The organism is Micromonospora sp. L31 (assembly GCF_052068075.1).
In the GTDB taxonomy this organism is placed as follows: Bacteria; Actinomycetota; Actinomycetes; order Mycobacteriales; family Micromonosporaceae; genus Micromonospora; species Micromonospora purpureochromogenes.
Map to the genome: position 1 here is coordinate 39,935 of NZ_JBQHDC010000006.1, position 26,274 is coordinate 66,208.

The following is a 26,274-nucleotide window of genomic DNA, read 5'->3' on the forward strand; positions in this document are numbered from 1 at the left end:
GCAGATGGGCTTTCCGCAGCCGGTCGACACCGCCCGGGCGCAGCGATCCGGACCACCGCTGCTGGCCGGCGCCCTGCTGACCACCAGCGGCCTGGTGGACCTGCTGTCCTCGTGGGCCAACACGACCGACGACCCGTTCGTCGTGCAGACCGCCCGGGGCATGTACCTCGTCGACATCACCGGCTGGGCCTGGCTGCACGTCGCGATCGGCGCGGCGGTCACGCTCGCCGGCCTGGCCGCGGCCACCGGACGCCGGGGCACGACGGCGGTCGCCCTCGGCTGCGCCACCGTGAGCGCCGCCGTCGACCTGCTGCTGTTCCCGTACGCGCCGGTCCCCGCGCTGCTGGTGGTGGGGCTCGACGCCGCGGTCCTGCGACTGCTGCTGCGACACCGTCGCACGGGCCGGGTCACGGATGGGCTCAGCGGGCCTCGCAGACCCGGCCCGTCATCGCCGGATCCCCCTCCCTGGTCGCCGACCAGATCGGATTGAGCATGAGGGCCAGCGGCGGGGCCTGCCAGGCCGCGCCCAGCCGTTGGAGCAGGCCGTACTCCCGCCGGGGCATCTCCACCGGCTCGCCCGCCAGGAAGGCGACCACCCGGTCCGCCACCGCCCGCTCGCCCACCAGGCCGCCGTGCAGCGCGGGCTGCTGGTAGACCGGGACGTGGCTGTACTCCCCGGGCGGCGCCTCCGCGGCGCTGATCGTCGGCAGGAAGGCGATCATCCGGACGCCGGGTACCGGGCAGAGGGTGCGGTTGCGGTAGAACGGCGCGTTGCTCAGCACCGACCGCACGAACGAACTGTCGGGGTGGTCCTTCACCGCCAGGGGCAGGTTCGCCAGCCAGAACATGACGCGCAGCTCCCAACCGGCCGCCACTCCCCAGCCGGCGTGCCCGGGCGGCGGGTAGTAGGTCCGGCCGGCCTGCACCAGCGGACTGAACATCACCACCGTGGTCACCGGGCCGCGCGGAAGCCGTTCCAGGTAGGTGCGGGCCACCATGGAACCCTCGCTCTGCCCCACCAGGGCCACCGGGCGTCCGGTGCGCCGGTGCACCGACTCGACCTGGTCGGCGAGCAGGGCGCTGCTGGAGTCCAGTGACCGGTGGGTCGCCTCGGGCGGGTACGGCAGGGGCCGGCCCTGCGCGTCCAGGCCACGGTAGGAGAAGCGCTCGACCCGCGGGTCGGCGGCAGGAGTCCCGTCCCAGCTCGAGTTGTGCCCGCCCAGGACGATCACCGCGTGCGGCACCCGGTCGGGCAACCGCTGGGTGAGCACCGGTGGCCGCCACTGCCCCTGCCCCCCACCGGCCGCGAACCCGATGAACGCCTGGGCCCAGATGGAGCCGGCCAGGGTGAGCGCGATCGCGATCGGGCCGACCGGCACCCGCCCCCAGCGCCGGACCGGCGCCGCCGCGGCGGCCACGGTCCGCTGCCAGAGCAGCCCGTTCACCGCGCCGGCCAGGCCGGCCATCACGACCGCCCACCAGCCGGGGGCGGTGGAGATCGCCGCGCCGGCCAGGGTCAGCACCACGAAGTTCAGCGACGCCCAGCCGAACAGCTCGATGGTCGGCAGCCCCTTCCACCACCGGCTCACCACTCCGGCCCGGACCAGGAAGGGGGCGAGCACCAGCATCGGGCCGAGCGAGGCGAACAGGTACCACGACAACGCCACCGCCGAGAAGGCGACGGAGAGCGCGGCCCACGGCGAGATGACCACCGCGGCGAGCACCGCGACCTCCAGGTTGCGCCGGATCAGCCAGCGCCAGGAGGGCCGGGGCACCCCGGCGGGCCAGGCCAGCGCGGTCAGCCCGGCGGAGAGCACGCCCCGGAGCACGGTCAGCAGCAGCAGGCCGACCAGGAACATCTCCCAGGAGTTGTGGTAGACCAGCAGCCAGCGCAGGTCGTGGTACGAGTCGTACGGCCACACGGCGGTGACCTGCGGGGCCAGGCCCCGGGCGGCGTGCAGGCCGACGCCGACCAGCAGCGCCTCCTCCAGCACCGGGGGCAGCGCGGCGAGACCGAGCAGCCCCACCAGTCGGCCTCGTGTCGTCCCCACGGCACTCCTCGCTCTCGCGGCCCTCCGATGCTCTCGCGTATCCCGCCCCTCGGTGGCGGAATCGCACGGACGAGAGGGACGCACCGTGGTCGCGCCGTCCCGCAGCGCGACGGCCCGCGACGACGACGCGTGGCGTCCGCCGCGTCGCGTGGCAACGTGTCGTACTCCTCGGGCAGGATGCAGGGCGTGCGCCCTGACCCAGACGAGCAGCTGACCGGAGTCCCCCGATGACCGACGACCTGCTCGACGGCCCGGGCCAGCCGGTCGGCCGGGTGCTCGGCACCGCCGACGCCACCCCGCTGCAGTTCTGGACCGCCGTCTCCCCCGACAGCTACCTCCAGCTCGACGACGTGGTCGTCACCCGCCGTGAGCTGCCCGACCGGGAGCCGGTCACCATCGCCGGGGTGGTCACCCAGGTCCGGGCCCGGCACGAGGGCGCCCAGTTCGACTCGGACGTGTTCGCCATCGCCGACGGCACCCTCCCCGCCCAGGTGCAGGAGGCCGCTGAAATCACCACGACCCGGGTCGACCCGGAGTTCTACGTGCCGCCCGCGCCGGGCGCGGCGGTCTACCGGGCCGAGGGCGACGCCCGGGCGCGGGCGCTGCACTTCGACCGGATGGAGCGGCGCATCCCGATGGGCATGGGCCGCGACGGCGTGCCGGTCTACCTCAACGCCGACTTCCTCGACGGCAGCCGGGGCGCGCACGTCTCCATCTCCGGCATCTCCGGCGTGGCCACCAAGACCAGCTTCGCCACCTTCCTGCTCTACTCGGTCTTCCGCTCCGGGGTGCTCGGCGGCGACGCGGTCAACGCCAAGGCGCTGATCTTCAACGTCAAGGGCGAGGACCTGCTCTTCCTCGACCACCCCAACGCCCGGCTCGACGACCCGACCCGGGCCGCGTACGCGAAGCTCGGGCTGGACGCCGGGGCCTTCCCCGACGTGCGGGTCTACGCCCCGCCCCGGGTCGGCGACGCCTCCGGCACGCCGGACGTGAGCAGCCGGCTCACTGGCGTGGACAGCTTCTACTGGACGCTGAGCGAGTTCTGCGCCGACCGGCTCCTGCCGTACGTCTTCGCCGACGCCGACGACGAGCGCCAGCAGTACACGATGGTGGTCCACTCGGTCGCCGCCCACCTGGCCCGGTACGCCCAGCCCGCCGACGGCGGGGTGAGCGTCGACGGGGTCCGGCTGGGCTCGTACGGCGACCTGGTCGACCACATCGTCGAGCAGCTCAACGACGACGAGACCCGGGGCGACTGGGCGGGCAGCGCGGTCGGCCTCGGCACGGTCAACGCCTTCGCCCGCCGGTTGATCGGCAGCAAGAAGGACCTGGGCCGGCTGATCCGGGGCGACCTGGCCACCCGCCGCCCGCACAGCATCAACACCGCCGAGAGCGCCCAGGTCACCGTGGTCGACCTGCACAACCTGCCGGACCGCGCGCAGCGCTTCGTGGTCGGTGTGACGCTCAAGAGCGAGTTCGAGCGCAAGGAGAAGTCCGGCACCGCCAAGCCGCTGCTCTTCGTCGTCCTCGACGAGCTCAACAAGTACGCCCCGCGCGAGGGCTCCTCCCCGATCAAGGAGGTGCTGCTCGACATCGCCGAGCGGGGCCGCTCGCTCGGGGTGATCCTGATCGGCGCGCAGCAGACGGCGAGCGAGGTGGAACGGCGGATCGTCACCAACTCGGCGATCCGGGTGGTCGGCCGGCTCGACCCCGCCGAGGCGTCCCGCCCCGAGTACGGCTTCCTCCCGCCGGCCCAGCGCCAGCGGGCGCTGCTGGCCAAGCCGGGCACCATGTTCGTCAACCAGCCCGACATCCCGGTCCCGCTCTGCCTGGAGTTCCCCTTCCCGGCCTGGGCGACCCGGGTCTCCGAGGCGGGCCGGCCCCCCTCGCAGACGCTGCGCTCGATCACCCAGTCGGCCGACCCGTTCGCGGTGGTCGGCTCGGGCGCCGGCGACGACGACATCCCGTTCTAGGGAGCGCGCACCCATGAAGATCCTGCACACCTCGGACTGGCACGTCGGCAAGGTGCTCAAGGGGCAGTCCCGCGCCGACGAGCACAAGCAGGTGCTGGCCGGGGTCATCGAGATCGCCCGCGACGAGCGCCCCGACCTGGTGATCGTCGCCGGCGACCTCTACGACACCGCCGCCCCCAGCCCCGAGGCGACCCGACTGGTCACCCGGGCGCTGACCGCGCTGCGGCGCACCGGCGCCGACGTGGTGGCGATCGGCGGCAACCACGACAACGGGCAGGCCCTGGACGCGCTGCGCCCGTGGGCCGAGGCGGCCGGCATCACGCTGCGCGGCGGCGTCCGGGAGAACCCGGCCGAGCACGTGATCGAGGGCACCACCCGTGACGGCGAGCGCTGGCAGCTCGCCGCGCTGCCCTTCCTCTCCCAGCGGTACGCCGTCCGCGCGGTGGAGATGTACGAGCTGACCGCCGCCGAGGCCACCCAGACGTACGCCGACCACCTGGGCCGGGTCCTCGCCCGACTCACCGAGGGCTTCACCGAGCCGGACCGGGTGCACCTGGTCACCGCCCACGTCACCGTGGTCGGCGCGACCACCGGCGGCGGCGAGCGGGACGCGCACACCGTGCTCGGCTACGCCGTGCCGGCGACGGTCTTCCCCGGCAACGCCCACTACGTGGCGCTGGGCCACCTGCACCGCTCGCAGCGGGTGATCGGGCCCTGCCCGATCCGCTACAGCGGCAGCCCGCTGGCGGTCGACTTCGGCGAGCAGGAGAACGTCCCCTCGGTGACACTGGTGGAGGTCACCGCGCAGACCGCCGCCAAGGTCCGCGAGGTGCCGGTGCCGGCGGCGGTGCCGCTGCGCACGGTGCGGGGCACCCTCGCCCAACTGGCCGAGCTGACCCCGCCCGAGGGCTGGCTGCGGGTGTTCGTCCGCGAGCAGCCGCGGGCCGGCCTGCGCGAGGAGGTGCAGGAGCTGCTCCCCCGGGCGCTGGAGATCCGGATCGACCCGGAGCTGGTCCCGGCCCCGGGCAGCGGCACCCGGGTCGCCCAGCGGGCCGGCCGCTCCCCCCGGGAGCTGTTCGCCGACTACCTGGACAGCCGGGGCCACGACGACGACGGCGTGCGGGAGCTCTTCGACGAGCTCTTCGAGGAGGTCGACCGCTGATGCGTCCGATGCGGCTGGACATGGCGGGCTTCACCGTCTTCCGGGACGAGACCACGGTCGACTTCACCGACGCCGACTTCTTCGCGCTGGTCGGCCCGACCGGCTCGGGCAAGTCGACGGTGCTGGACGCGATCTGCTTCGCCCTCTACGGCACGGTGCCCCGCTGGGGCGGCACGCGGGGCCTGGCGAACGCGCTCGCCCCGTCGGCCACCGAGGCGCGGGTCCGGCTGGTCTTCGAATCCGCCGGTTCCCGCTACGTGGCCACCCGGGTGGTCCGCCGGGACGGCCGGGGCAACGTCAAGACGGCCAACGCCGGGTTGCAGCTCATGCCGGCCGGCTTCGACGTCACCAAGCTGGACACCGGGCTGAGCCCGGAGGACCTGGGCGAGGTGGTCGCCGGGACGCCGGCCGAGATGGAGCTGGCGGTGCTGGCGGCGGTCGGGCTGCCGTACGAGCAGTTCACCTCCTGCGTGCTGCTGCCGCAGGGGCAGTTCGCCGACTTCCTGCACGCCAAGCCGGCCACCCGGCAGCAGATCCTGGTCAACCTGCTCGGCCTCGGCGTCTACGAGGAGGTGCAGAAACGCGCCACCGAACGGGCCGGCCAGGCCGAGGCGGGATTGGCCGCGGTGGACAAGGTGCTCGCCGGGCTGACCGACGTCGACGACGCGGCGCTGGCCGCCGCGACCGCGCAGGTCGACCGGATGCGTGAGCTGTCTCAGGCGGTCGGATCGGCCGTACCCGAGCGGGAGAGCGCGCGGGCGGCGGCCCGGGCGGCGACGGCGGCGCTGGCCGACCTCGACGCGGATCTGGCCGGGCTGAGCGGGGTGCGGGCGCCGGACGGGGTGGCCGAGGTGGCCCGGGCCGTGACCACCGCCCGGGCGGCGGCCGACGAGGCGGCGGCCGCGGTGACGCTGGCCGAGGAGCGCGAGGAGAAGCTGCGCGGCGAGCTGGCCGGGGCCGGCGACGAGAGCACGCTGCGGCTGCTGCTGCGGGCGTACACCGATCGGGAACGGCTGACCGGCGAGGCCGAGACGGTCCGCGCGGCGGTCGCCGAGGCGCAGCGGGAGCACGACGCGGCGGTGGCGGCCCTGACCGCGGCGCGGGACGCGTCGACCCGGGCCGAGGCCGAGCTGGAGGCGGCGTTCCGCGCCCACGAGGAGGCCAAGGCCACCGACCAGGCGGTCGCCCTGCGGGCGCACCTGGCCGACGGCGGCACCTGCCCGGTGTGCGAGCAGACCGTGGCCCGGGTGCCGGCGGTGCCGGCCGGCTCGGCGGTGGCCGCGGCCACCGCCGCCGGCAAGGCGGCGCGGGCGGCCAGCAAGGCGGCCCAGGCGCTGGTGCAGGAGCGCGACGCGGCGGCCCGCGACCTGGAGCGGGTGCTGGTGCACGCCCGCGCCCGGCACGACCAGCTCGCGGCCCGACTGTCCGAACTGGACGTCCAGCTCGCCGACGCGGCGACGCCGACGGCACTGCGCGCGGCGCTGGACGAGCACGCCCGGCTGCGCCGGGCCCTCGACGAGGCGGCGGGGGCGGTACGCGCCGGCCGGGACGCCGCCCGGCGGGCCCGTGGCGCGCTGGACGCGGCGCAGGAGCGGCTGCGCGCCGCCTGGCGCGGCTTCGACGCCGCGCGGGACGGGCTGGCCCCCTTCGGGCCACCGGCCACCGACCGGGACGACGTCGCCGCCGCCTGGGCCACCCTGGTCGACTGGGCGGCCGGGCAGGCGCAGCGGCGGCGGGCGGAACGGGTCGGGCTGGCCGAGGCGGTGACCGAGGCACAGGCGGCGGCCGAGGCGGTGGAGGAACGGCTGGCCGCTTTGCTGTCGGCCGCCGGGCTGCCGCCCGCCGACGACCCGGTCCACGCGGTCGCGGTCGCCGCCGAGCGGGCCGAGGCGGACCGGCGCCGGATCGAGGAACGCCGCGAGCAGGCCGGTGAGCTGCGCCGGCAGCGGGACGAGCACGAGCGGCAGGCCCGTGTCGCGCGGGCGCTCGCCGGTCACCTGCGGGCCAACAACTTCGAGCGGTGGCTGCTCGCCGAGGCGCTCGACCTGCTGGTCGACGGCGCCTCCCGGATCCTGCGCGACCTCTCCAACGGCCAGTACGACCTGGTCCACGACAAGGGCGAGTTCGCCGTGGTCGACCACCACGACGCGGGGCTGCGCCGGGGCGTGCGCACCCTCTCCGGCGGGGAGACGTTCCAGGCGTCGCTGGCCCTGGCGCTGGCGCTGTCCGAGCAGCTCGCCGGGATGTCCACCACCGCGGCCAGCCTGGAGTCGATCGTGCTGGACGAGGGCTTCGGCACCCTCGACGCGGCGACCCTGGACACGGTGGCCGCCACCCTGGAGAGCCTGGCCGCCCGGGGCGACCGGATGGTCGGCGTGGTGACCCACGTGCCGGCGCTGGCCGAGCGGATCCCGGTGCGCTACGAGGTCCGCAAGGACGCCCGCACGGCCCGCGTCGAACGGACCGGCCTGTGAGCGCGAGGTGCGTGGCGTGACCGGGCCGCGGCTCTTCGTCGACGCCTGGGACCCGTCGTACGGGGCCTCCTTCGAGGCCTCGGTGGGTGGGCCGGCGGCGCAGAGCAGCGCCCAGGTCGAGGCGGACGTCGAGCTGCCGGCCGTGGACTGGCGGGCGATCGGCCCCCGCCCGGGCCTGCGCGCGCCGGACGTGGTGCTGCTCGTCGACGGGGTACGCCGGATCGACGCCAGCGTCTGGACGGCCGAGGACGACGGCGCCTCGTTCCCCGGCATCGCCGCCTCGTACGCGGCCGGGGTGGTCCGCTGCGACCTGGAGCGGGGCGCGGCGGAGCTGGCCGGCGCGCAGGTCGGGCGCGGGCTGTTCACCGCCAGCCCGTCGGCGCAGGAGGTGGTCTGCGGGCGGGTCCGCTACCCGGTGCACCGGGTGGGCGGCACGGGCGAGCTGAGCAAGCTCCCCGCGGCGGTGCAGGCGCCACTGACCGCGCTGGAGGTGGCGGTCTCCGACGCCGCGCGGGTGGACGGCGACCTGCTGGTGGTGGACGGGCCGCTGCGCAGCCGGCGGCAGCTGCCGCGCACCCTGGGCTACATCAAGACGCAGCACAGCCAGTACCTCGACGCCCGGCTCACCGCGGTGGTCACCGGGCTCGCGCCGGGCGAGCGGTCCCCGGTGTTCCGGCTCGGCACCGCCTGGGGCGGCTGGTCCTGGTACCTGCGGCTGCCGGTGGCGCTCGGCGCGCCCTGGGCCGGCATCGTTCGGATGGAGTGCTCGGCGGAGCTGCCACCGGAGGAGGCGATCGCGCTGGCCGACCTGTCGCTGGTGACGCTGCCCCGGTTCGCCTCCTCGCCGTACAAGGATCCGCGCGCCCCGCAGAACCTGGTGCCGATCGCCGGGCTGGAGCGGCGGCTGCGCGGGCTGCTCGGCGACGCCCGACTGCTGCACCGGGCGCTGACCATGGCCACCCGGGCCGGCGTGGCGGGCCGCTGATGGGGCGCCGCCGTGGCGACGACCGGGTCGTGGCGCCGGTCGACACCGGCGAGGTCGAGCTGGTGCCGGACCCGGACCGGCCCCGCTCGTGGACCCTGCTGCTCGACGGCGCCCCGCAGTCGCACGTGGACCTGGCCGACCCGACCCACCTGGAGTTCGAGTACGTCCGCCGGATCGGCGCGGCGCTCGACCTGCTCGCCCCGGCCGGCGCGCCGCTGCGGGTGCTGCACCTGGGCGGCGGCGCGCTGACCCTGCCCCGCTACGTGCAGGCCACCCGCCCCGGCTCCACCCAACGGGTGTCCGAGGTGGACGCCGCGCTCGTCGAGCTGGTGCGGCGGGCGCTGCCCTGGCCCGCCGACCCCCGGCTGAAGGTGCGGGTCGCCGACGCCCGCGCGACCCTCGCGTCCACCCGGGACGCCGCGTACGACGTGGTGGTGGCCGACGTCTTCGCCGGCGCGCGTACCCCGGCGCACCTCACCTCGGTCGAGTACGCCGCCGAGGTGGCCCGGGTGCTGGCCCCGTCCGGCTGGTACCTGGCCAATCTCGCCGACGGTCCGCCGCTGCGGCACGCCCGGGCCCAGGTGGCCACGGTCCGCACGGTGCTGCCCCGGGCCTGCCTGGTCGGCGACGCGGCGGTGCTGCGCGGGCGCCGCTACGGCAACCTGGTGCTGGTCGCGGGCCGGGTCGAGCCGCCGGTGCCGGAGCTGACCCGGCGCGCCGCCGGGGACTGGTTCCCCGGGCGGGTGGTAGCCGGCGCGGAACTCGACCGGTTCGCCGGGGGCGCGCCGGTGGTGTGCGACGCCGACGCGACCGACTCCACCCCGCCGCCGCCGGGAATTTTTTCGGTACGTCGTTGATCCGCCGGGCCGACCCGCACGTATCACGGGGCGGCCCTCCCCGTGGGCCGGCTGATGTCGTTGGACACCAGGAGGTCTGCATGCACGCGGTCGCGGCCGGCTTGCACGGCGAGATGGCCAGGCCAGGGTGGATGTTCGCCCGGGCCCAGCCCCAGTCCCGTGCCTCGAGGTCGGGCCGGGGGGTCGACGCGGGCCCCACCGATCGCCAGAATGGCCCGGTGACGCCGCGACCGGCGCCCGGACGCCACCAGGCGGCGTCCCCCGAGGCCAGCCATTCCGACCAGCTCGTCCGGCTGCTCTACGCCGAGCACGCCGGGCCGCTGCTGATGTTCGTGATGCGGCTGACCGGCGGTGACCGGCAGCGCGCCGAGGACATCGTGCAGGAGACCCTGCTGCGGGCCTGGCGCAACGCGCACCGCCTCGGCGTGCAGGGCCAGGGTTCGCTTCGGCCCTGGTTGGTGACCGTGGCCCGGAGGATCGCCATCGACGAGCACCGCAGTGAGCAGGCCCGGCCGGCGGAGACGTACGACCGGGACCTGACCGCGTTCGCCGAGGCGGACAGCACCGACCGGGTGCTGCGCACCATGACCGTGGCCGACGCGCTGCGTACGCTGAGCCAGTCGCACCGGGAGATCCTGGTGGCCACGTACTTCCGGGGTCGCACTGTGCCGGAGGCGGCCGAGGAGCTGGGCCTTCCGCTCGGCACCGCCAAGTCGCGGGTCTACTACGCGCTGCGCGCGCTGCGCACGGCTCTGCAGGAGAGGGGGGTGACGGAATGAGCCGGGCAGACCACATGGACGTTGCCGCGTACGCGCTCGGCGTGCTGGACGAGCAGGACACCGAACGGTTCGAGGAGCACCTCGCCACGTGCTGGGCCTGCGCCGCGGAGCTGGAGACGATGGTCCCGGTGGTGGGGCTGCTCTCCGACATCGACGGCGAGACGATGATGGCGATGGAGCACACCGCCACCGACCCGGCCCTGCTGGACCGTACGTTGGTCGCGGTCCGCACCCACCGGCGTCGCGCCCAGTTGCGGCGGGTCTTCGCCACCGCCGCCGCGGTGGTGGCGGTCGGCGCGCTGAGCGGCCTGGGGGTGGCCGTCCTCGACGGCAACGGCGGCGGCGACCAGGTGATCGCCGAGCCGACGGTGACCGCGACGGTGGACGGGCCGGCGAGCCCGCAGCCGACCCGCTCCGGGCCGGCCGTCGGCGGCAACGAGATCGAGGGCGAGCAGCACGACGCCACCGACCCGAGCACCGGGGTGAAGGCCACCATGTGGCTGGCCCGCAAGGAGTACGGCACCTGGATCGGGTTCAACCTGACCCGGCTGCCCGGTCCGCGCACCTGCCGGCTGGTGGTGCTCCGCAAGAACTCCACCACCGAGGTGGTCTCCACCTGGTCGGTGCCGGGCACCGGCTACGGCACCAACCTGAACCCGCAGGACCTCCAGCTGGAGGCGTCCACCTCGGCGTCGCCCAGCGACATCGCCAAGGTCCAGGTGCAGTCGGTCGACGCGAACGGGGTGGCCAGCCCGCTGGTGACCGTCGTTCCCTGACCGGCGAACTCCCGATCGGCGCCGGCCCGCATGGGCCGGCGCCGTTTCGGCTTTGGCCGCGGCGACGCCGACGTGCCTGCACACGTACGGGGACCCGGAACGGTTCAACGGGCTTGAGTGAAATTGCCCACTGTCAATCGTTCAACCTTGACAGTGGACCCTCCGTACTACTCGGTGAACTGCCAAGAATGAGGAGGGCACGTGGCACAGATGAAGCGAACCGTCATCGTCGCGAGCGCGATGGTCGCACTTACGGCCTGCGCTCCCGCGGGTTACGACGGGGCGAACTCCAGCGCTGCCGAGCCGGTCGCCGTCGCCGCGGCCGAGCCCACCGCGGCGGTCGAACCGGAGGCCTCCGCCTCCGCCGAGGCGCCCGCCGCCGAGCAGGCGCCGCCCCCCGCCGACGTGCGCCTGACCGACGAGCTGGTCGGCAAGAAGGTCGCCCGGATGGGCAACGTGGTCACCGACCAGGACGGCTGGATCCTCTACCGCTTCGACAAGGACTCCGACGATCCGCCGTCGTCGAACTGCGTGGACAAGTGCGCCCAGGTGTGGCCGCCCGCGCTGACCGACGGCAACCCGCAGCTGCAGGGCGTCTCCGACGACAAGGTCGGCACCGTCACCCGCCAGGACGGCACCCGGCAGATCACCATCGGCGGCTGGCCGGTCTACCGCTACATCGGTGACAAGAAGCCGGGCCAGTGGAAGGGCCAGGGCGTCGGCGGCACCTGGTTCGTGGTGGACCCGAACGGCAAGAAGAACCTGACCTGCCTGCCGACCGGCACCCCGAAGGCGGTCGCTCCGCCGGCGGCCGGCGACTCGGGCGGCGCGGACGCGGGCGGCTCCGGCTACTCGTACTGATCTCCCGCCGCCACTCGGACACGGTGGCCGGTCGCAGCCGGGGAGGGCGCGGCCGGCCATCGTCATGTACGCCGTCGTACCGGTAGCACCTCTCGTCCGGCATGGCCCCTGCCTCCGCCACCGGGCCCGCCGACCGCTAATCTGGCAGCCCAGCGGCGGCTGCGACATGGTTGTCCACGGTCGACAGCACGGCACCGCCGATATCCGGGGAAGAGGGGCGGCATGGCGCCGAAGCGGAGCCGAACACCCCTGCCGGTGGTGCTCGCGCTGGCCTGCTCCCTCATCGGCGCCATCGGCGCGACGGCAGCCGCGCGGTGGCCCGTGGACGACGACCGCCCCGCGATCGCGGCACCCACCCAGTCCACCTCGCCGGCTCCCGCACCGCCCGCGCTGGTTCCGTTGACGGTGCTCACCTGGAACGCGTGCGCCAACGCCAAACAGCGCTGTCCCGCCGCCAGCCGGCACCGGCAGCTCGCCGCCGCCATTGGTCAGGCGGCACGGAATCGCTCGGCCGACGTGGTGCTGCTGCAGGAGATGTGCGCCGACCTGCTGCCCGCGCTGGGGAGCAGCCTCGGCACTGACTGGACGGTGCACTTCCGCCAGGCCACGACGGCCGCAGTCAAGCGCGGCACGAGGGTCAGCCGACCGACCACCTGCGGGGCCAACGGAGACCGGTACGGCCAGGCGGTGGCGGTGCGGGCGGCGGTCGAGCGGGGCGCCCGTGCGGCATCGCCCGTCCAGGCGTCGTGGCTGGTTCAGCTCCCGTCACCCAAACCCAGGAACAGCAGGTGGATGGAGCAGCGGTTCGCGGTGTGCGTCCGGTTGCGCGTGCCCCGGCTCCAGGTCTGTGGCACCCACCTGTCAACGCCGGAGCAGGATCCCGACGGTGGGATTCGGGCCGCGCAGGCCGCGCGGCTCGCCGCCGAGGCGCGCCGCGGCCGCGCACAGGGATATCTGACCATCGTGGGCGGCGACTTCAACACCACCCCGGCCGCGACGGTGACCGGCAGGCGCCAGCTCGTCCTGCAACCGCTGTACGACCAGAGCGTCGACTGCGACCTGGGCAGGATGCAGGCGACGTTCGGCAAGGTCAAGATCGACTACCTGTTCTCCGGACCCGGCCTCAAGCCGCTCGGCTGCGATGCGATCCAGGCGCCGCTCTCCGACCACCGGTTGCTGGCGGCGCGCTACCACCTCTACCCCAACCCGACCGGCGCCTGACCTCCGCAAGCCGATCCGGACCGGACCGGCATGACCTCGACGGCCCCAGACGATTGCTGCAGGATCGAGTCGAGGCGCTCCCGGAGGTAGGCCTGGACTCCTCGGAGTGAGGGATCACCGTTCCACCTGGAACGACTGCTGCGGGTGCGCGCCACGATCCGCAGAGCCCGCAACGGCGCCCGCCCGGAGGCGGGCCGGCGCCGCTGCGCGTACGCAGGGTCAGCCCTTCTCCCACGGGCTGGGCACCGGGAAGTAGGTGTCCAGGAAGGGCGTGAGGACCGAAAGCTGGGCCGCCAGGTCTTCCTCGGTGGAGAACGCGTCGTTCAGACAGAAGACGTGCCGGTCCCGGCGGGCGAGCAGGTGCGCCAGGCGTGCCGGCGTGTCGGGGTGGGACAACTCAGCGATGGTGTAGCGCAGGTCCCCCGGCACCGCCCGGCCCGTGTGGAACGCATAGTAGTGGTGCAGTGACGAGGCGATCGAGATGTCCGACATGCTGCGGAAACGGCTGCCGGCGGTGACCCGGTGCGAGGCCGCGAAGGTTTCCTCGATCTCGTACAGCACGCTGCGTCGCAGCGCGTGGGGCATGTGCTTCATCTTCCGGGTGAGCACCGTGCCGAAGCGCTCGGCGATCAGGGCACGGTTGTTCTTCCCGGCCGCCGAGGAGGGGATGTCCTCCGCGGTCGGGGCACCCGGCGGCACCAGAGCCGGCGACGGGAAGAACCGGGAGATGCCGTTGGCCAGGAAGAAGTCCCGGGGCAGCACCTCGGTGCCGAAGAAGACGTCGTCGTTCAGGTAGAGGAAGTGCTCGGAGAGCCCGTCGATGTGGTGCAGCTGGCTCTCGATGGCGTGCGAGTTGTAGGTCGGTAGCACGGACGGGTCGGCGAAGATCTCCCGGTGGCTGACCACCCGGATCCCCGGCGCCGACCGGTCCAACCACTCCGGCACCTGGTCGTCGGTCACCAGGTAGACCTGGCGTACCCAGGGCGCGAACTGGTGCAGCGACCGCAGCGAGTAACGCAGTTCGTCGCGGCTGAGGAAGCGCGCCGCGCTCGCCGCCTCGGCGTGGTACGGGACGCCGGCGATCTCGGCGCGGCGGCGCAGCCACTCCGGGTCCGCACCGTCCACCCAGGTGTAGACGACGTCGACCGGAAAGGCGACGTCTTCGGGCTGCCGTCCGGCGAACTCGTGCCGGGTTCGCGCCGTCGTCGTGACGGTCGGCGACACCAGGCCGGTGAAGAGCGACTCCGAGGTCAGCACCGGCGGCGCCGACACCTGGACCCGCTCGGCCACCGGGTTCGGGCGGGGAGCGATGAGCTCGTCGCCCTGCCTGGTCCAGAACTCGACCTCGCACCCGTACGCCTGGCCGAGCACGAGCCGGTGCCGGGGGTCGGTGCGGTACCAGGTGAGCCGGACGACCGGAGCGTCTGCCAGGCGTTCCCAGGTGCGCGGCTCGAAGCCGGCCGCCGGAGGTCGCTCCGCGTGGGTACGCGGCACGGTGACATAGCCGGGAACCCGGGCGCAGGCGGCGGCGAGTGCGGCGTACACCCGTTCCCGGTCCGCGTCGTCGACGCCGACCACCGATGCGACGTCCGCCCTGCCGCGCACTCGGAAGTGGTCCACGCCGGCCTCGTGAAGTGCCGCCGTGACGGCGGTGAGGTTCCCCTCCCGGGCGCGCAGCGGGGTGAGGGCGGCGTCGACCTGGGCGATGCGGGGTGCGCGGTCGGCGGTGACGACCGCCCGGTCGCCTTCGGCCAGCAACTGCGGCTGCCGCCTCGCGATCCGTTCGCCCCGGCGTCCGGGGGCCACGCCCTTGCCCGACGCTCGGGCGACCCACTGCTTCAACTGGTGCCGGGTCCGCGGACTCACCTTGGTCGCGATGGCGCGGCGTGTCTGCGGGCTCAGCACCCGGCGGTACACGTCGACGAGCCCCGACGGCTCCGCGAGCGCCGGCGGGGTCTCGGACGGCCTCGGCCCGGGCTCGGTCACGGGTGTCCTCCTGGTCCGCCCGCCCCGGCCGCCGACCGCCGTACGGGGACGTGTCGCCGGATCACTGCTGGGGCCCGGGCAGCGCGGCGATGGCGTCGGCGACCCGTTGGCAGTTGTTGCGGTCCTGGACGGCGAAGAAATCGGCCGCCCGGCGCGAGTACTCCTCCTCGCGGACGCACCCGTTCTCCAGGTACCTGATGATCGCGTTCACGGTCTCCTCCGCGGTCTCGCAGACCGGGCCGAACCCGTCCTCCCGGGCCTCGAAGTAGCCCTTCTTGTAACCGCCGACGGTGAAGAACTCCTCCTCGTCGAACTGCGCATAGATCAGCGGGGTGCCGAGGTAGGCGACGTCGAAGGCGGTGGACGAGTAGTCCGTGATGAACAGGTCACACTGGCGCAGCGCGTCCTGCACCGTGCGGGTCGTCTGGTCCGCCATGGCGAAGCAGTCGTCTGCCGGGACGACATCGGTCAGCAGCGAGCGCATCTCGTAGTGCGGAAGGAACTCCAGCACGTAGCCGTGCCGGCGCAGCGCCTGCCGCAGCCGCTCGCTGCCGAACAGCTCGGCGATGAAGACCTGGTAGGCCGATCCGTCGAAGGCGACCCGAGGTCGGGCGGAGCTGTTGTACGACGGGGTCACCAGGTACGTGCGCCAGGTGGGCATGAACAGGATCCTCCGCCTGCCCCGGTCCGGTACCAGCGCGTCGAACCGGGGCATGCCGGTGGTCTTCACCATGTCCCCGTAGTCGAGCTCCTTCGCCACGTACTCGGCCTCCCGGTGCGCCGAGGCCACGAAGAGGTCGAACGAACCCCGGCCCCGGTGCAGACCGGCGCTCACGTCCTTCTCGGTCACGCCGTGCTGGAGGAAGACCCGGGACGAGGCGATCCGCCAGTTCAGGTGCTTCAGGAACGGCGACCGCTCCCAACGCTCCGGCAACATGTAGGCGTCGATGTCATACGAGTTGATCAGCTTGGTGGCGTGCAGCATCAGGAACTTGTGCCGGAAGGAGCCGTGGGTGACGACGTTGCCCAGCCCTCGCAGCCGCTGACGGTCAGCGCTCTCCTTCGCCAGCAGGTAGTAGACGTTCCGCCTGCGCTCCACCTGGCGGAGGTGCCGGAACAGGTGCGCGGAGTTGTCCTGCGCCGTGTCCCTGCGCTCGCCGATCAGCCATACGTCGCGCCGGCTCATCAGCGGAGCCGTGAGCAGGCGGAGCAGGCGCTGCTTCCAGAAGGGGGCCCGCGAGGCGATGTGCCGCAGGTCCTTGCGCGCCATGAGTCGCCGCCACCGCCGCCGCCCCGCGGTCCCGCCTCCCCGCTGCACCAGCAGCGCCGCGTTCTCCCGCCCGGTGAAGGTGGGCAGGATCCGGGTGTCGCCAGCCACCTTCGTCGTGGCGTCACGCAGGAAGGCGGCGGAGATCAGGCACTGCCGGGAGGCCTGGCCGGTCTCGGTCAGGAACACGAGCCGGAGGTGGTGCTGCCCCCTGCGGAGCTTGTCCACCGGGAGCTCGGCCGAGAAGCCGCTCCACTCCCGGTTGTCGTCGCCCGCCTTGAGGTCGGCCCGTCTCTCGACGGTGACCGGCGCGGTCAGGTTGCTGCCCCGCACCCGCAGCCCGAGCGGCGTGGCCATCGGGGCCCGCATCGGCAGCCCGTTGATCACCATGTGCCCGGACACCTTGAGCGTGTCCCCGGAGGGCGAGAGAAGCACCTGCTCCAGCCGCGCCCCCACGGCGGTCACCTTGGTCAGCGGCAGCAACGCCGGTGTGACCGGGTAGTCGAGGTGCAGGTCACCGCCGCATGCGACGACACCTCGCAACCGCTCCCAGGGCCGGGCGAACAGCTCGAAGTCGTACGACTTGAAGGCCAGGTACGCCACCCGGTGCCGGGTGTCCAGCGTCCAACGCGCGATGAAGGACGGGTCGATGTCGTGGTAGATCCGACTGCACCGGTCGAAGATCTTCCACAGGTCGGCGTCCTCGAAGAGGTCGTGCGCGCGCATGGCGAAGCCCTGGTAGCTGCGAACGAGAAAGCGTTCGAGCACCTCGCGGCGGAACACGTCCAGCTCGGAACGAAGCTCCGCGAGGGTCTCGCAGAGTTCCAGATGGTCCCAGAAGTTCTGTTCCCGGACGAACAGATTGTCCATGATGGAGCTGCTGACCGCCCGCTTGCGGTACTTGTAGACCACCTCGTCGACCAGTGCGATGCGCTCCGCCTTGAGCAGCATGGGGATGGCCAGGAAGGCGTCCTCGAAGTGGACCCCCTCGCGGAACCGCAGGCCGTGCGCCCGGAGCTGGGCAAGGTCGTAGAGCTTGTGGCACGGGCCGGCGTCGAAGATCAGGTCGGGCGCGTCGACCACCGTCTCCAGCAGGCGGTCGCCCTTGCCGAAGGGCTTCTTCCAGAGGAAGGGGGTGGGCTTGGGGAACGTGTCCATGTCGCCGACGGCCATGCTCGCCTTGTTCGCCACGATCGCGTTGAGCAGCACCTCGATGGCACGCGGCGGCAGGATGTCGTCGGAGTCGACGAACGCGACGTACGGCGTGTCAGCCATGTCCAGCGCCAGGTTCCGGGCCGCGCCCGGTCCGCTGTTCTCCTGCTGGATCGCGGTCACGTTCGGGTGCTCCGCAGCGAACTGCTTCGCCAGGATCACCGAACCGTCGGTGCTGCCGTCGTCAACCAGGATGACGTTGCACTGCGCGAACACGGTCTGCGCCGCGATCGATTCGAGCGTCTCGGGCAGGTAGTCCTCGACGTTGTAGACCGGGACGATGATCGTGACCTGGGGGGCAGGGCCTACCACACTGGGCTCCACTGGGGGTTCGCAGAGATGTTGACGAGCTGGTCGAAGCGTAAGGTGCGACGGGAATCAGGTTCAGGCATCGGGCCGCTCGGCGGGGTACGTCCCCCACCAGCCGGGCGACACGATGTCCTCCTGCGCCTCGCGGGTGGCGGCGATGCGCATCGAGGGCAGCGTGGGCGCGTCCAGTCGCGGACCGACCCGCAGCGGGGGCGCGGTATGTGCGGCCACCTGCCGGCCGAGGGCGGGCGTGGTCGGGGCATCCACCTGCCGGCCGTACCGATCCGCGCCGCGCGACTGCCGCCACAGCGCGCTGGCGCCCAGCTTCCGCCGCTCGGCGACCACGTCGTCGGGCAGCTCGAACGGGGCGGGGAACGGCAGGTAGCGGGACAGGAAGTCGGCCAGCATCCGCTCCTGCTCGGCGAAGGCCTCGGGATCCGAGTCGGTGTCGTTGAGGCAGAACACGTCGCGGTGCCGACGGGTCAGCAGCTCGGAGAGGCGGGCGGGCGTCGAGGGATGACCGAGGTCCGCGTACTCGTACTCGATGTCGCCCGGCACCGCCTGCCCGGTCAGGTACGCCCAGTACTGGTGCAGCGAGGACGGAATCGACAGGTCGCCGTGGTGGCGGAACTGGTGCCGTGCCGTCTCGGTCACGTCCGCGTGCAACATCTGCTCGATCTGGTGCATGATGCTGCGCCGCAGGGCGAACGGAGTGTGCTTCATCTTCTGCGTGATGGTCACGCCGAAGAGCCGCTGGATGTGCCGGCGGTTGTTCTTGCCGGCCGCGTTCACCGGCGGGTCAGTGGCCCTCGCCTCGCCCAGCCCGAACTGCGCCGGGGAGAGGAAGAACTTCGCGATCCCGTTGGCATGGAAGAAGTGGGTCGGCAGCAGCGGCCGGCCGAGGAAGACGTCGTCGTTGACGTAGAGGAAGTGTTCCGCCAGGCCCTCGATGCGGTGCAGCCGGGACTCGATGGCGTGCGAGTTGAACGACGACCGGCCGCCGAGATCGGCGAAGAGTTCGGCGTGCGTGACGACGGTGATCATCGGGTGGGTCGGGTCGAGCCAGCTCGGCAGCTGGCTGTCGGTGACCAGGAAGATCCGTCGCAGCCAGGGCGCGAAGCCGTGCAGCGACCGCATGGAATACCGCAGTTCGTCCCGGTTGTGGTAGCGCGACGAGTTTGCCGCCACCGCGTGCCGCGGCGCGTCGGGAGCACGGAGCGCGGCCATCTTGCGCTTGAGCCATTCCGGATCCGAGCCGTCCACCCAGGTGTAGACGGCGTCGATCGGGAAGCCCACCCGGTCCGGGGCGCGGACGGTGAGATCGCGGCGGGTGCCGTAGGTGTTGTCGTCCGCCTCAGGAACGAAGTGGCTGAGCAGAGCCGCGGCCACGCGTACCGGCTCGGCCCGGGCCGGCGCCTCGTCGATCACCGCGTTGTGCCGGGGTGCCCGGACGACGTCACCCACCCGGGTCCAGAACTCGATCTCGCAGGCGAACTGGGCCCCCAGGACCACGCCCGCCCGGGCGTCGGTCACCGGGAACCACACCTGGATCACCTCGGCCGGGGCGAGGTCCGGCTGGTTCCGCCCGGGCTGCACCTCGACAGTGCGCACGTGCGCGCCCGACAACTCCGGTGCGGACCGGACCAGGCGACGCACCGCGTCCCGCTGGCCGACCAGGATGGCCACGGAGCTACGCAGGTAGTCGTCGTTGCGCAGGCAGTGGTATTCGATCCCGGCCGACTCCAGCGTGGACGTGACGGCCACCAGGTTGCGGTGCCACATCTCCAGCGGTGTCGCCCTGGCGACCACCTCTGCTTTGGTGCGGACGCCGCCGTCGGCGACGGTCACCCGAGCGCCGACCGGGTGCACCGTGTCACCGCCGCGCGGGCGGGTGAAGGTGCGCACGAGGCGGAGCCGCCGGTGCGCGGGAAGCAGGCCGAGCAGCCGGCGCCGAGCGGCGGGCGGGAGGAGGCGGTAGACGCGCAGGGCGATCATGCTGCTGGCCGTTCCGGTCGGACGGCCACCTCGTCGGTGACCATCGTCAGTGCTGCTGGTGGCGGGACGAAACGCCGCACCCGACCTGCCCCGGCCGAACAACCGCACGAGCAGTCATCACCGCATGCCTCTCTGCAGAGCCCCCGTTGCGCTGCCGGACGGTCGGACAGGGATGGGCGGTGAGCCGTCTCCCGGTCAGGTGTGACCCTCGCGATCCGTACCGGCGGCCGTCTCCCGAGGCGGGTCTCCGGCCAGCGCAGATGGCACGTTAGCAGCGAGTTCACCGGCGAGAAACCAACGAATCGGCGGAAGGGGGCGGAACGGCATGCTCGCATGTTGGAGATATATGGATTTGTAGCACTTGCCGGAAAAATCCTGGCCGTTCAGGTGGTGGAGCCGCACCAGGACGGGCAGGCGGAAATTGTCCGCTGAGCTCTCCCGCCGGACCGTCGGCACGTACCTCTTCCGACTGCCGACGACAGAGGTGGCAGAGTGGGCTGGTGACCTGGACCGAGCCCGCCGCGCGCCGGGCGCTGCGCCCGCCCGCCGACTACCGGCTGGCCGCCTCCGTCCGGTCGCTCACCTTCAGCCCGTACGACCCGTGCGCGCGGATCGCGGCCGACACCTTCTGGTACGCCACCCGCACCCCGGCCGGGCCGGCCACCCTCGCGCTGCGCTCCGGCGGCGGGGACCTGCTGGCCGAGGGGTACGGCCCCGGGGCCGACTGGGTGGTCGAGCGCGCCGACGCGATCGCCGGGCTGCGCGACGACCTCACCGGATTCGCCGAACTGGCCGCCGCGCACCCGCTGGTGGCCCGCCTGGCCGCCCAGCACCGGGGGCGGCGGATGCCGACCACCGGCCAGGTCTTCCCCCGGCTGCTGCGGGCCATCTTCGAGCAGAAGGTGACCGGTAAGGAGGCGTACCGGGCGTACGCGGCGACGGTCCGGCACTTCGGCGAGCCGGCGCCGGGGCCGATGCAGCCGCTGCTGCTGCCGCCCGGGCCGGAGGTGGTGGCCGCCGCGCCGTACTGGGTCTTCCACCCGTTCGGGGTGGAGCAGCGCCGGGCCGACACGCTGCGCCGGGCCGCCGCCGTCGCCGACCGACTGGAACGCTGCGCGGACAGCACCGAGGCGACCCGGCGGTTGACCGCGATCGCGGGCATCGGCCCGTGGACCGCCGCCGAGGTGGTCCGGATCGCGTACGGCGACCCGGACGCGGTCAGCGTCGGCGACTACCACGTGCCGAACACGGTCGCCTGGGCGCTGGCCGGTGAGGCGCGCGGCGACGACGCCCGGATGCTGACCCTGCTGGAGCCGTTCCGGGGGCATCGGGGGCGGGTCTGCGGGCTGCTGGAGGCCGCCGGGATCCAGGCGCCGAAGTTCGGGCCGCGCGCGCCGATCCGCTCCTTCGCCCGCTTCTGATCCGGGCCGTCTCCGGCCTCGGGCGGGCGGGCGCCCGGCCGTGGCGGCCGGCGTCAGCGCCGGGCGCAGAGGCGGCGCAGGGTGCGGGCGAGCCAGTGCGCGTACCCGTGCTGGACGACGCGGCCGGCGGGCCCGGCGGCGCGCATGAACCAGCGGTCCGGCCGGCTGAACGCGGTCACCTCGAACCAGACCGCGCCGGCGTCGTCGCGGGTGACCAGGAAGGCCTCCTCGCCGCGCGCCGGGTGCCCGGGCAGGGTGCCGTAGCCGAATCCCGCGCTGCGCTCGTCGTCGGAGACCCAGATGACCTCGCACGGGCCCCAGACCCGCAGCGGCCCCACCCCCAGGCCCGTGGTGACCCGGACGCCCGGGGTGGCGCGCGGCGCGTCGGTGCGCATCCGGAAGCCGGCCGTCCGGTGCAGCCGCCAGGTCAGCACCGCCTCGGCGGCGATGGCGTAGCACCCCTCGGGCAGCCGGTACCGGTGGCGCACGTGGTGCCAGCCGGCCGGCAGCCGCCCGTCCCGGGTCGCCCCGACCTCCTGGTACGTCAGCTCGGACACCCGTCCAGCCTAGGTCCCGCCGGTGGACGCCCGCCGGGGGCGGCGCGAGCGGCCCGCCTCGGTGCGGGGGCGGGGGTCAGGCGGCTTCGCGGAGGTCGGCCAGGTCGAGCGGGGTACGCCGGCGCAGCAGCTCCTCCAGCTCGGTCACGGTACCGACCTCGCCGAGCACGTCCTTGCCGCCGCCGAACTCGGCCGGGTAGCGGCGGACCAGCCGATAGCGCTGCCGGCCCCGGATCAGCTCCACGCTGACCCGCCACCGCCCGCAGCAGCAGCACACCCACTCCACCCGGCGACGGTAGCTCTGACCTGCGCAAACGTGATTCGTACGGGAAGGACGGGCGGGACGGACGGGGACAGGCCGCACCGCCACCGCCGGTGATCTGCCTCACGACTGTCGGCACCGTCTGATTGACTGGTCGCCGTGGACCTGCCGATCAATCCCCCAGTGGAGCCGATGCTGGCCAAGAGCGTGGCCAAGCTGCCCACCGACCCCGGCCTGACGTACGAGCCGAAGTGGGACGGTTTCCGGTGCATCGTGTTCCGCGACGGCGACGAGGTCGAGCTGGCCAGCCGGGGCGGCAAGATGATGACGCGATACTTCCCCGAGGTGGTCGAGCAGGCCCGCCGGCAGCTGCCCGAGCGGTGCGCCGTCGACGGTGAGCTGATCGTGATCCGCCGGGACGGCCCGGGCGGCCAGCCCCGGCTCGACTTCGAGCTGCTCGCCCAGCGCATCCACCCGGCGGCCTCCCGGGTGAAGCTGCTGGCCGAGACGACCCCGGCCGACTTCGTCGCCTTCGACCTGCTCGCCCTCGGCGACGACCTGCTGCTCGACGAGCCGTACCCGCGCCGCCGGGCCCGGCTGGAGCAGGCGCTGGCCGGCGTCCGCCCGCCGGTGCACGTCACCCAGGTGACCACCGACCCGGAGACGGCCCGCCGCTGGTTCGACGTGTTCGAGGGCGCCGGGCTGGACGGGTTGATCGTCAAGCCGGCCGAGCTGCCGTACGAGCCCGGCAAGCGGTCGATGTTCAAGGTCAAGCACGCCCGGACGGCCGACGTGGTGGTGGCCGGCTTCCGCTGGCACAAGTCCGGCCCGGTGGTCGGCTCGCTCCTGCTCGGCCTCTACGACGACGCCGGGGTGCTGCACCATGTCGGGGTGAGCGCCTCCTTCACCATGGCCCGGCGCGCGGAGCTGCTGGAGGAACTGGCCCCCTACCGGGACATCGGCGACGAGCACCCGTGGGTGCACGGCGACCACGAGCGTGGCCAGCGCATCCCGGGCGGGGTGAGCCGCTGGACCGGCACCAAGAACCTCGAATGGGAGCCGCTGCGCCCCGAGCTGGTGGTCGAGGTGGGCTACGACGCGATGGAGGGCGACCGGTTCCGGCACACCGCCCGGTTCGTCCGCTGGCGACCCGACCGCGACCCCCGGTCCTGCCGCTACGACCAGCTCGACCGGCCGGTCCGCTTCGACGTGGACCAGGTCCTGCGCGGCGACCCGACGGCCACCGTGGAGCCGGCCGCCGCCGGCCCCGCGTAGCCTGGCCGTCGACACGATCATGGAGGCTCGCTGGTGATCCGCACTCCCCACCTCGTCCGCCGGGTCCGGCTCACCGTCGCCGGGCTCGCCGCGGCGGCGCTGCTCGCCGCCGGGTGCACGCTGCCGGCCCTCGCGCCGCGCACCGAGACGCAGGGCGAAGCCGCGGCGCCGGGCAGCACCCCGACCTGGCGGGGCTGCCCGGAGGTCGCGGAGGACCTGGTGGGGCGGGGCGCGCCGGGGATGCGGTACGACTGCGCGAAGATCGCCGTACCGCGCAACTGGGGCACCGGCGGCGGCGCGACCGCCGGCCCGGGCGGCGGGGAGACCTTCGAGATCTCGCTGCTGCGGGCCCGCTCGTCGAAGCAGCGGAACCGGATCGGTTCCCTCGTGATCAACCCGGGCGGCCCGGGTGGGTCCGGCGTGGACACCGCTGTCTACCTCTCCTTCGGGCAGGCGTTCGGCGGGCTGCCCGCCTCGATCACCGACCGGTTCGACATCGTCGGGTTCGACCCGCGCGGGGTGGCCCGGTCCAGCCCGGTCAAGTGCATCTCCGACGCCGACCTCGACACCAGCTTCGGCTTCGACCCCGACCCGGCCAGCCAGGAGTTGTTCGACGACTACGTCGCGCTGAACCGGAAGATCGGCACCGGCTGCGGCGACAAGTACGGCGACCAGTTGCCGCTCTACGGCACCGAGCAGGCCGCCCGGGACATGGACGCGGTACGCGCGGCGGTCGGCGACGAGAAGCTGACCTACCTGGGCTACTCGTACGGCACCCTGCTCGGCGCCACGTACGCCCAGCTCTACCCGCAGCGGGTGCGCGCGCTGGTGCTCGACGGCGCGGTCGACCCGCAGCAGAAGCTGATGGCCGGCTCGGAGAGCCAGGCCAAGGGGTTCGAGCGGGCGTTCGGCAACTTCACCCGCTGGTGCGCGGCCAACGCCGGCCGCTGCCCGATCGCACCGGACGCCCGGGCGGCGGTGACCGCCGCGATCGACAAGGCGAAGGCCTCGCCGGTGCGCGGCGCCGGCGGGCGCGAGGCCACCTCCGGCTGGGTCTTCTACGCGGTCATCTCCTCGCTCTACACCGAGTCGGGCTGGGAGGAACTGGGCCGGGCGATCGACAAGCTGGAGGGCGGCGACCCGGCCGACGTGTTCCGGCTCGCCGACGCGTACGCCGGCCGGGAGGAGGACGGGCGCTACTCGAACCTCTTCGACGCCAACCTGACCATCAACTGCGCGGACGAGACCGAGAAGCCGAGCCTGGAGCAGATCCGGCAGATGCAGTCGCAGTGGCGGCAGAAGTACCCGCTGTTCGGGCCGGCCCTGGCGGTCGGGATGCTGGGCTGCGCCCAGTGGCCGGGGCAGCGGGATCCGTACCCGACCGGCAAGGCCGTCGGCGCGCCGCCGATCCTGGTGGTCGGCACCACCGGCGACCCGGCCACCCCGTACGAGCAGACTCCGCGGCTGGCCTCGATGCTCGGCGTGGGGCGGGTGCTGACCTGGGAGGGCGAGGGGCACACCGCCTACCCGCAGACGACCTGCGTCACGAACGCGGTGGACGCTTACCTGATCTCTTTGACCGTTCCCAGAGAGGGACTTCGCTGTCCGGCGCGTTGAGCGGCTGACGCCGCTCCGGCTCGGGCAGGTCGATGTCGTACCGCGTGGCCAGCTCCTCCAACAGCGCCCGCATCCGGCGGACGTCGTGCTTCAGCTCCTCCTGCTCGTCGTGCTCGAAGGCGTCGTCGTCGACGATGAGTCGGCTGGCGAAGTGCGCGGTGATCAGCGGGATGACCAGCAGCACCATCGTCGAGATGAGCAGGGCGGCGAGGAAGCGTCCCGCCCAGGTGGTCGGCGAGATGTCGCCGTACCCGACGGTGGAGGCGGTGACGACGGCCCACCAGACCGCGTCGGCGGCGCTGGCGTTCTCCACCTGGGCGTAGATGACGCCGGCCACCACGATCATGAGCAGGTAAGAGATGATCAGCGTGCGCGGCGAGTTCGCGAACCAGACCAGTCCCCGGTAGATCCACCGGAAGGGCTGCAGCAGGGGCTCCATGCCGCACCATGCTGCCCGCTCCGGGCAACCCACGCCCGCACATCGTCGAGTGTCGCTGTGGCAGGCTGCGGCCATGACCGATGTGATCTTCCGGGAGGCGGTCCGGGCGGACCTGCCCGCCGTCATCGCCCTGCTCGCCGACGACGTGCTCGGCAAGGCGCGGGACTTCACCGAGGTCGACGAGGCGTACGAGCGGGCCTTCGCCGACATCACCGCCGACCCGCGCAACCACCTGATCGTCGCCGACGAGGCGGGCGAGCTGGTCGGCTGCATGCAGATCACGTACATCCCGGGGCTGGGCCGGCACGGCGCCGAGCGCTCCCTGATCGAGTCGGTACGGGTCCGCTCCGACCTGCGCGGGCGGGGGCTGGGCCGACGGATGATGGAGTGGGCCGTCGACCAGGCCCGGCAGCGGGGCTGCGCCCTGGTCCAGCTCACCACCGACAAGACCCGCGCCGACGCCCACCGCTTCTACCGCAGCCTGGGCTTCGTCGCCAGCCACGAGGGCATGAAACTCCCCCTCTGAGGCGCCAGCCGCCGACGCGACCGCCCGGCCCGACGCGGCGCGGCCCGACCGGATGACATCGGCGCCCTTTGGAGCTGATGTCGTAAACGATTCACCGGCAGGTCGCCGAAAGCCCCCCGACCCGTTCCCGCGGCCGCTCCGGCGCGACGTCGGGAGGCATCCCGGTCGAAGGCCAACCGGCGTCGCCCCGGGCTGATCCGTTTACGACATCAGCTCCAAAGCGACCGACCACCCCCTTCCAGAGGCGGAGCACCACCCCGGCGCAG

Annotated in this window: 21 protein-coding genes; 14 read left to right on the forward strand and 7 right to left on the reverse strand. The window is 73.3% G+C overall.

Annotation, left to right across the window (positions count from 1 at the left end; translation table 11 throughout):
- Positions 1 to 4: 4 nt before the first annotated feature.
- A complete protein-coding gene (locus ACTMS9_RS17675) occupies positions 5 to 490 on the forward strand; it encodes a DUF7144 family membrane protein (protein ID WP_441144109.1) in 486 nt (161 codons plus the stop codon).
- Here ACTMS9_RS17675 and ACTMS9_RS17680 read toward each other — a convergent pair.
- A complete protein-coding gene (locus tag ACTMS9_RS17680; protein ID WP_441165498.1) occupies positions 420 to 2,051 on the reverse strand; it encodes an esterase/lipase family protein in 1,632 nt (543 codons plus the stop codon). The genes ACTMS9_RS17675 and ACTMS9_RS17680 overlap by 71 nt on opposite strands.
- A 227-nt stretch (positions 2,052 to 2,278) precedes the next feature.
- Between ACTMS9_RS17680 and ACTMS9_RS17685 the strand changes: the two genes are divergently transcribed.
- The 9 genes from ACTMS9_RS17685 to ACTMS9_RS17725 all read left to right on the forward strand — a co-directional run bounded on the left by ACTMS9_RS17685 (position 2,279) and on the right by ACTMS9_RS17725 (position 13,142).
- On the forward strand, positions 2,279 to 4,027 hold the full coding sequence (locus tag ACTMS9_RS17685) for an ATP-binding protein (RefSeq protein ID WP_441144113.1): 1,749 nt from the start codon (positions 2,279 to 2,281) through the stop codon (positions 4,025 to 4,027).
- Positions 4,028 to 4,040: 13 nt separating this feature from the next.
- Positions 4,041 to 5,189, forward strand: a complete 1,149-nt coding sequence (locus ACTMS9_RS17690) for an exonuclease SbcCD subunit D (RefSeq protein WP_441165499.1) — start codon at positions 4,041 to 4,043, stop codon at positions 5,187 to 5,189.
- Positions 5,189 to 7,663, forward strand: a complete 2,475-nt coding sequence (locus ACTMS9_RS17695) for an AAA family ATPase (RefSeq protein ID WP_441165500.1) — start codon at positions 5,189 to 5,191, stop codon at positions 7,661 to 7,663. The genes ACTMS9_RS17690 and ACTMS9_RS17695 overlap by 1 nt, the downstream gene beginning before the upstream one ends.
- Positions 7,664 to 7,679: 16 nt before the next feature.
- Complete coding sequence (locus tag ACTMS9_RS17700) at positions 7,680 to 8,648, forward strand: hypothetical protein (RefSeq protein ID WP_441144118.1); 969 nt, start codon at positions 7,680 to 7,682, stop codon at positions 8,646 to 8,648.
- On the forward strand, positions 8,648 to 9,505 hold the full coding sequence (locus tag ACTMS9_RS17705) for a spermidine synthase (protein WP_441144120.1): 858 nt from the start codon (positions 8,648 to 8,650) through the stop codon (positions 9,503 to 9,505). The genes ACTMS9_RS17700 and ACTMS9_RS17705 overlap by 1 nt, the downstream gene beginning before the upstream one ends.
- A gap of 80 nt (positions 9,506 to 9,585) precedes the next feature.
- Positions 9,586 to 10,284, forward strand: coding sequence for a sigma-70 family RNA polymerase sigma factor (locus tag ACTMS9_RS17710; protein ID WP_088963279.1), 699 nt, complete (start codon positions 9,586 to 9,588; stop codon positions 10,282 to 10,284).
- Complete coding sequence (locus ACTMS9_RS17715) at positions 10,281 to 11,060, forward strand: anti-sigma factor family protein (protein ID WP_441144122.1); 780 nt, start codon at positions 10,281 to 10,283, stop codon at positions 11,058 to 11,060. The genes ACTMS9_RS17710 and ACTMS9_RS17715 overlap by 4 nt, the downstream gene beginning before the upstream one ends.
- 201 nt (positions 11,061 to 11,261) lie before the next feature.
- Positions 11,262 to 11,921, forward strand: a complete 660-nt coding sequence (locus ACTMS9_RS17720; protein WP_441144124.1) for a COG4315 family predicted lipoprotein — start codon at positions 11,262 to 11,264, stop codon at positions 11,919 to 11,921.
- Between the two features lie 255 nt (positions 11,922 to 12,176).
- Complete coding sequence (locus ACTMS9_RS17725; protein ID WP_441165501.1) at positions 12,177 to 13,142, forward strand: endonuclease/exonuclease/phosphatase family protein; 966 nt, start codon at positions 12,177 to 12,179, stop codon at positions 13,140 to 13,142.
- Positions 13,143 to 13,361: 219 nt separating this feature from the next.
- On the opposite strand, the gene ACTMS9_RS17730 is transcribed toward ACTMS9_RS17725, so the two are convergent.
- From ACTMS9_RS17730 to ACTMS9_RS17740, 3 genes are all read right to left on the reverse strand, one after another.
- Positions 13,362 to 15,128: a stealth family protein gene (locus ACTMS9_RS17730; RefSeq protein WP_441165502.1), complete on the reverse strand. Its 1,767-nt coding sequence runs from the start codon at positions 15,126 to 15,128 to the stop codon at positions 13,362 to 13,364.
- Positions 15,129 to 15,189: 61 nt separating this feature from the next.
- Positions 15,190 to 17,919, reverse strand: a complete 2,730-nt coding sequence (locus ACTMS9_RS17735; RefSeq protein WP_441165503.1) for a bifunctional glycosyltransferase/CDP-glycerol:glycerophosphate glycerophosphotransferase — start codon at positions 17,917 to 17,919, stop codon at positions 15,190 to 15,192.
- Between the two features lie 72 nt (positions 17,920 to 17,991).
- On the reverse strand, positions 17,992 to 19,911 hold the full coding sequence (locus tag ACTMS9_RS17740) for a stealth family protein (protein ID WP_441144130.1): 1,920 nt from the start codon (positions 19,909 to 19,911) through the stop codon (positions 17,992 to 17,994).
- A gap of 500 nt (positions 19,912 to 20,411) precedes the next feature.
- On the opposite strand from ACTMS9_RS17740, the gene ACTMS9_RS17745 reads away from it, so the two are divergent.
- Positions 20,412 to 21,332, forward strand: coding sequence for a DNA-3-methyladenine glycosylase family protein (locus tag ACTMS9_RS17745; RefSeq protein ID WP_441165504.1), 921 nt, complete (start codon positions 20,412 to 20,414; stop codon positions 21,330 to 21,332).
- 53 nt (positions 21,333 to 21,385) lie between these two features.
- Here the strand turns inward: ACTMS9_RS17745 and ACTMS9_RS17750 are convergent, their stop codons facing one another.
- Together ACTMS9_RS17750 and ACTMS9_RS17755 are read right to left on the reverse strand one after the other, a co-directional pair.
- A complete protein-coding gene (locus ACTMS9_RS17750; protein WP_441144134.1) occupies positions 21,386 to 21,889 on the reverse strand; it encodes a DUF1990 family protein in 504 nt (167 codons plus the stop codon).
- A 76-nt stretch (positions 21,890 to 21,965) separates the two neighbouring features.
- Entirely contained in the window at positions 21,966 to 22,175 is a 210-nt protein-coding gene (locus tag ACTMS9_RS17755; RefSeq protein ID WP_088963283.1) for a hypothetical protein, read from the reverse strand.
- A gap of 135 nt (positions 22,176 to 22,310) precedes the next feature.
- Here ACTMS9_RS17755 and ACTMS9_RS17760 point away from each other — a divergent pair, with 135 nt between their 5' ends.
- Both ACTMS9_RS17760 and ACTMS9_RS17765 read left to right on the forward strand, forming a co-directional pair.
- The gene (locus ACTMS9_RS17760) at positions 22,311 to 23,426 is read left to right on the forward strand and encodes an ATP-dependent DNA ligase (protein WP_441144138.1); all 1,116 of its coding nucleotides are present in this window, start codon (positions 22,311 to 22,313) and stop codon (positions 23,424 to 23,426) included.
- 33 nt (positions 23,427 to 23,459) lie between these two features.
- The gene (locus ACTMS9_RS17765; protein ID WP_441165505.1) at positions 23,460 to 25,043 is read left to right on the forward strand and encodes an alpha/beta hydrolase; all 1,584 of its coding nucleotides are present in this window, start codon (positions 23,460 to 23,462) and stop codon (positions 25,041 to 25,043) included.
- Here the strand turns inward: ACTMS9_RS17765 and ACTMS9_RS17770 are convergent.
- Positions 24,970 to 25,482 carry a potassium channel family protein gene (locus tag ACTMS9_RS17770; RefSeq protein ID WP_441144142.1) on the reverse strand — a complete coding sequence of 171 codons (513 nt, stop codon included), beginning with the start codon at positions 25,480 to 25,482 and terminating at the stop codon, positions 24,970 to 24,972. The two genes, ACTMS9_RS17765 and ACTMS9_RS17770, sit on opposite strands and share 74 nt — an antisense overlap.
- Before the next feature lie 73 nt (positions 25,483 to 25,555).
- Here ACTMS9_RS17770 and ACTMS9_RS17775 point away from each other — a divergent pair, with 73 nt between their 5' ends.
- The gene (locus ACTMS9_RS17775; RefSeq protein ID WP_179803777.1) at positions 25,556 to 26,008 is read left to right on the forward strand and encodes a GNAT family N-acetyltransferase; all 453 of its coding nucleotides are present in this window, start codon (positions 25,556 to 25,558) and stop codon (positions 26,006 to 26,008) included.
- The last annotated feature ends 266 nt before the right edge of the window (positions 26,009 to 26,274 follow it).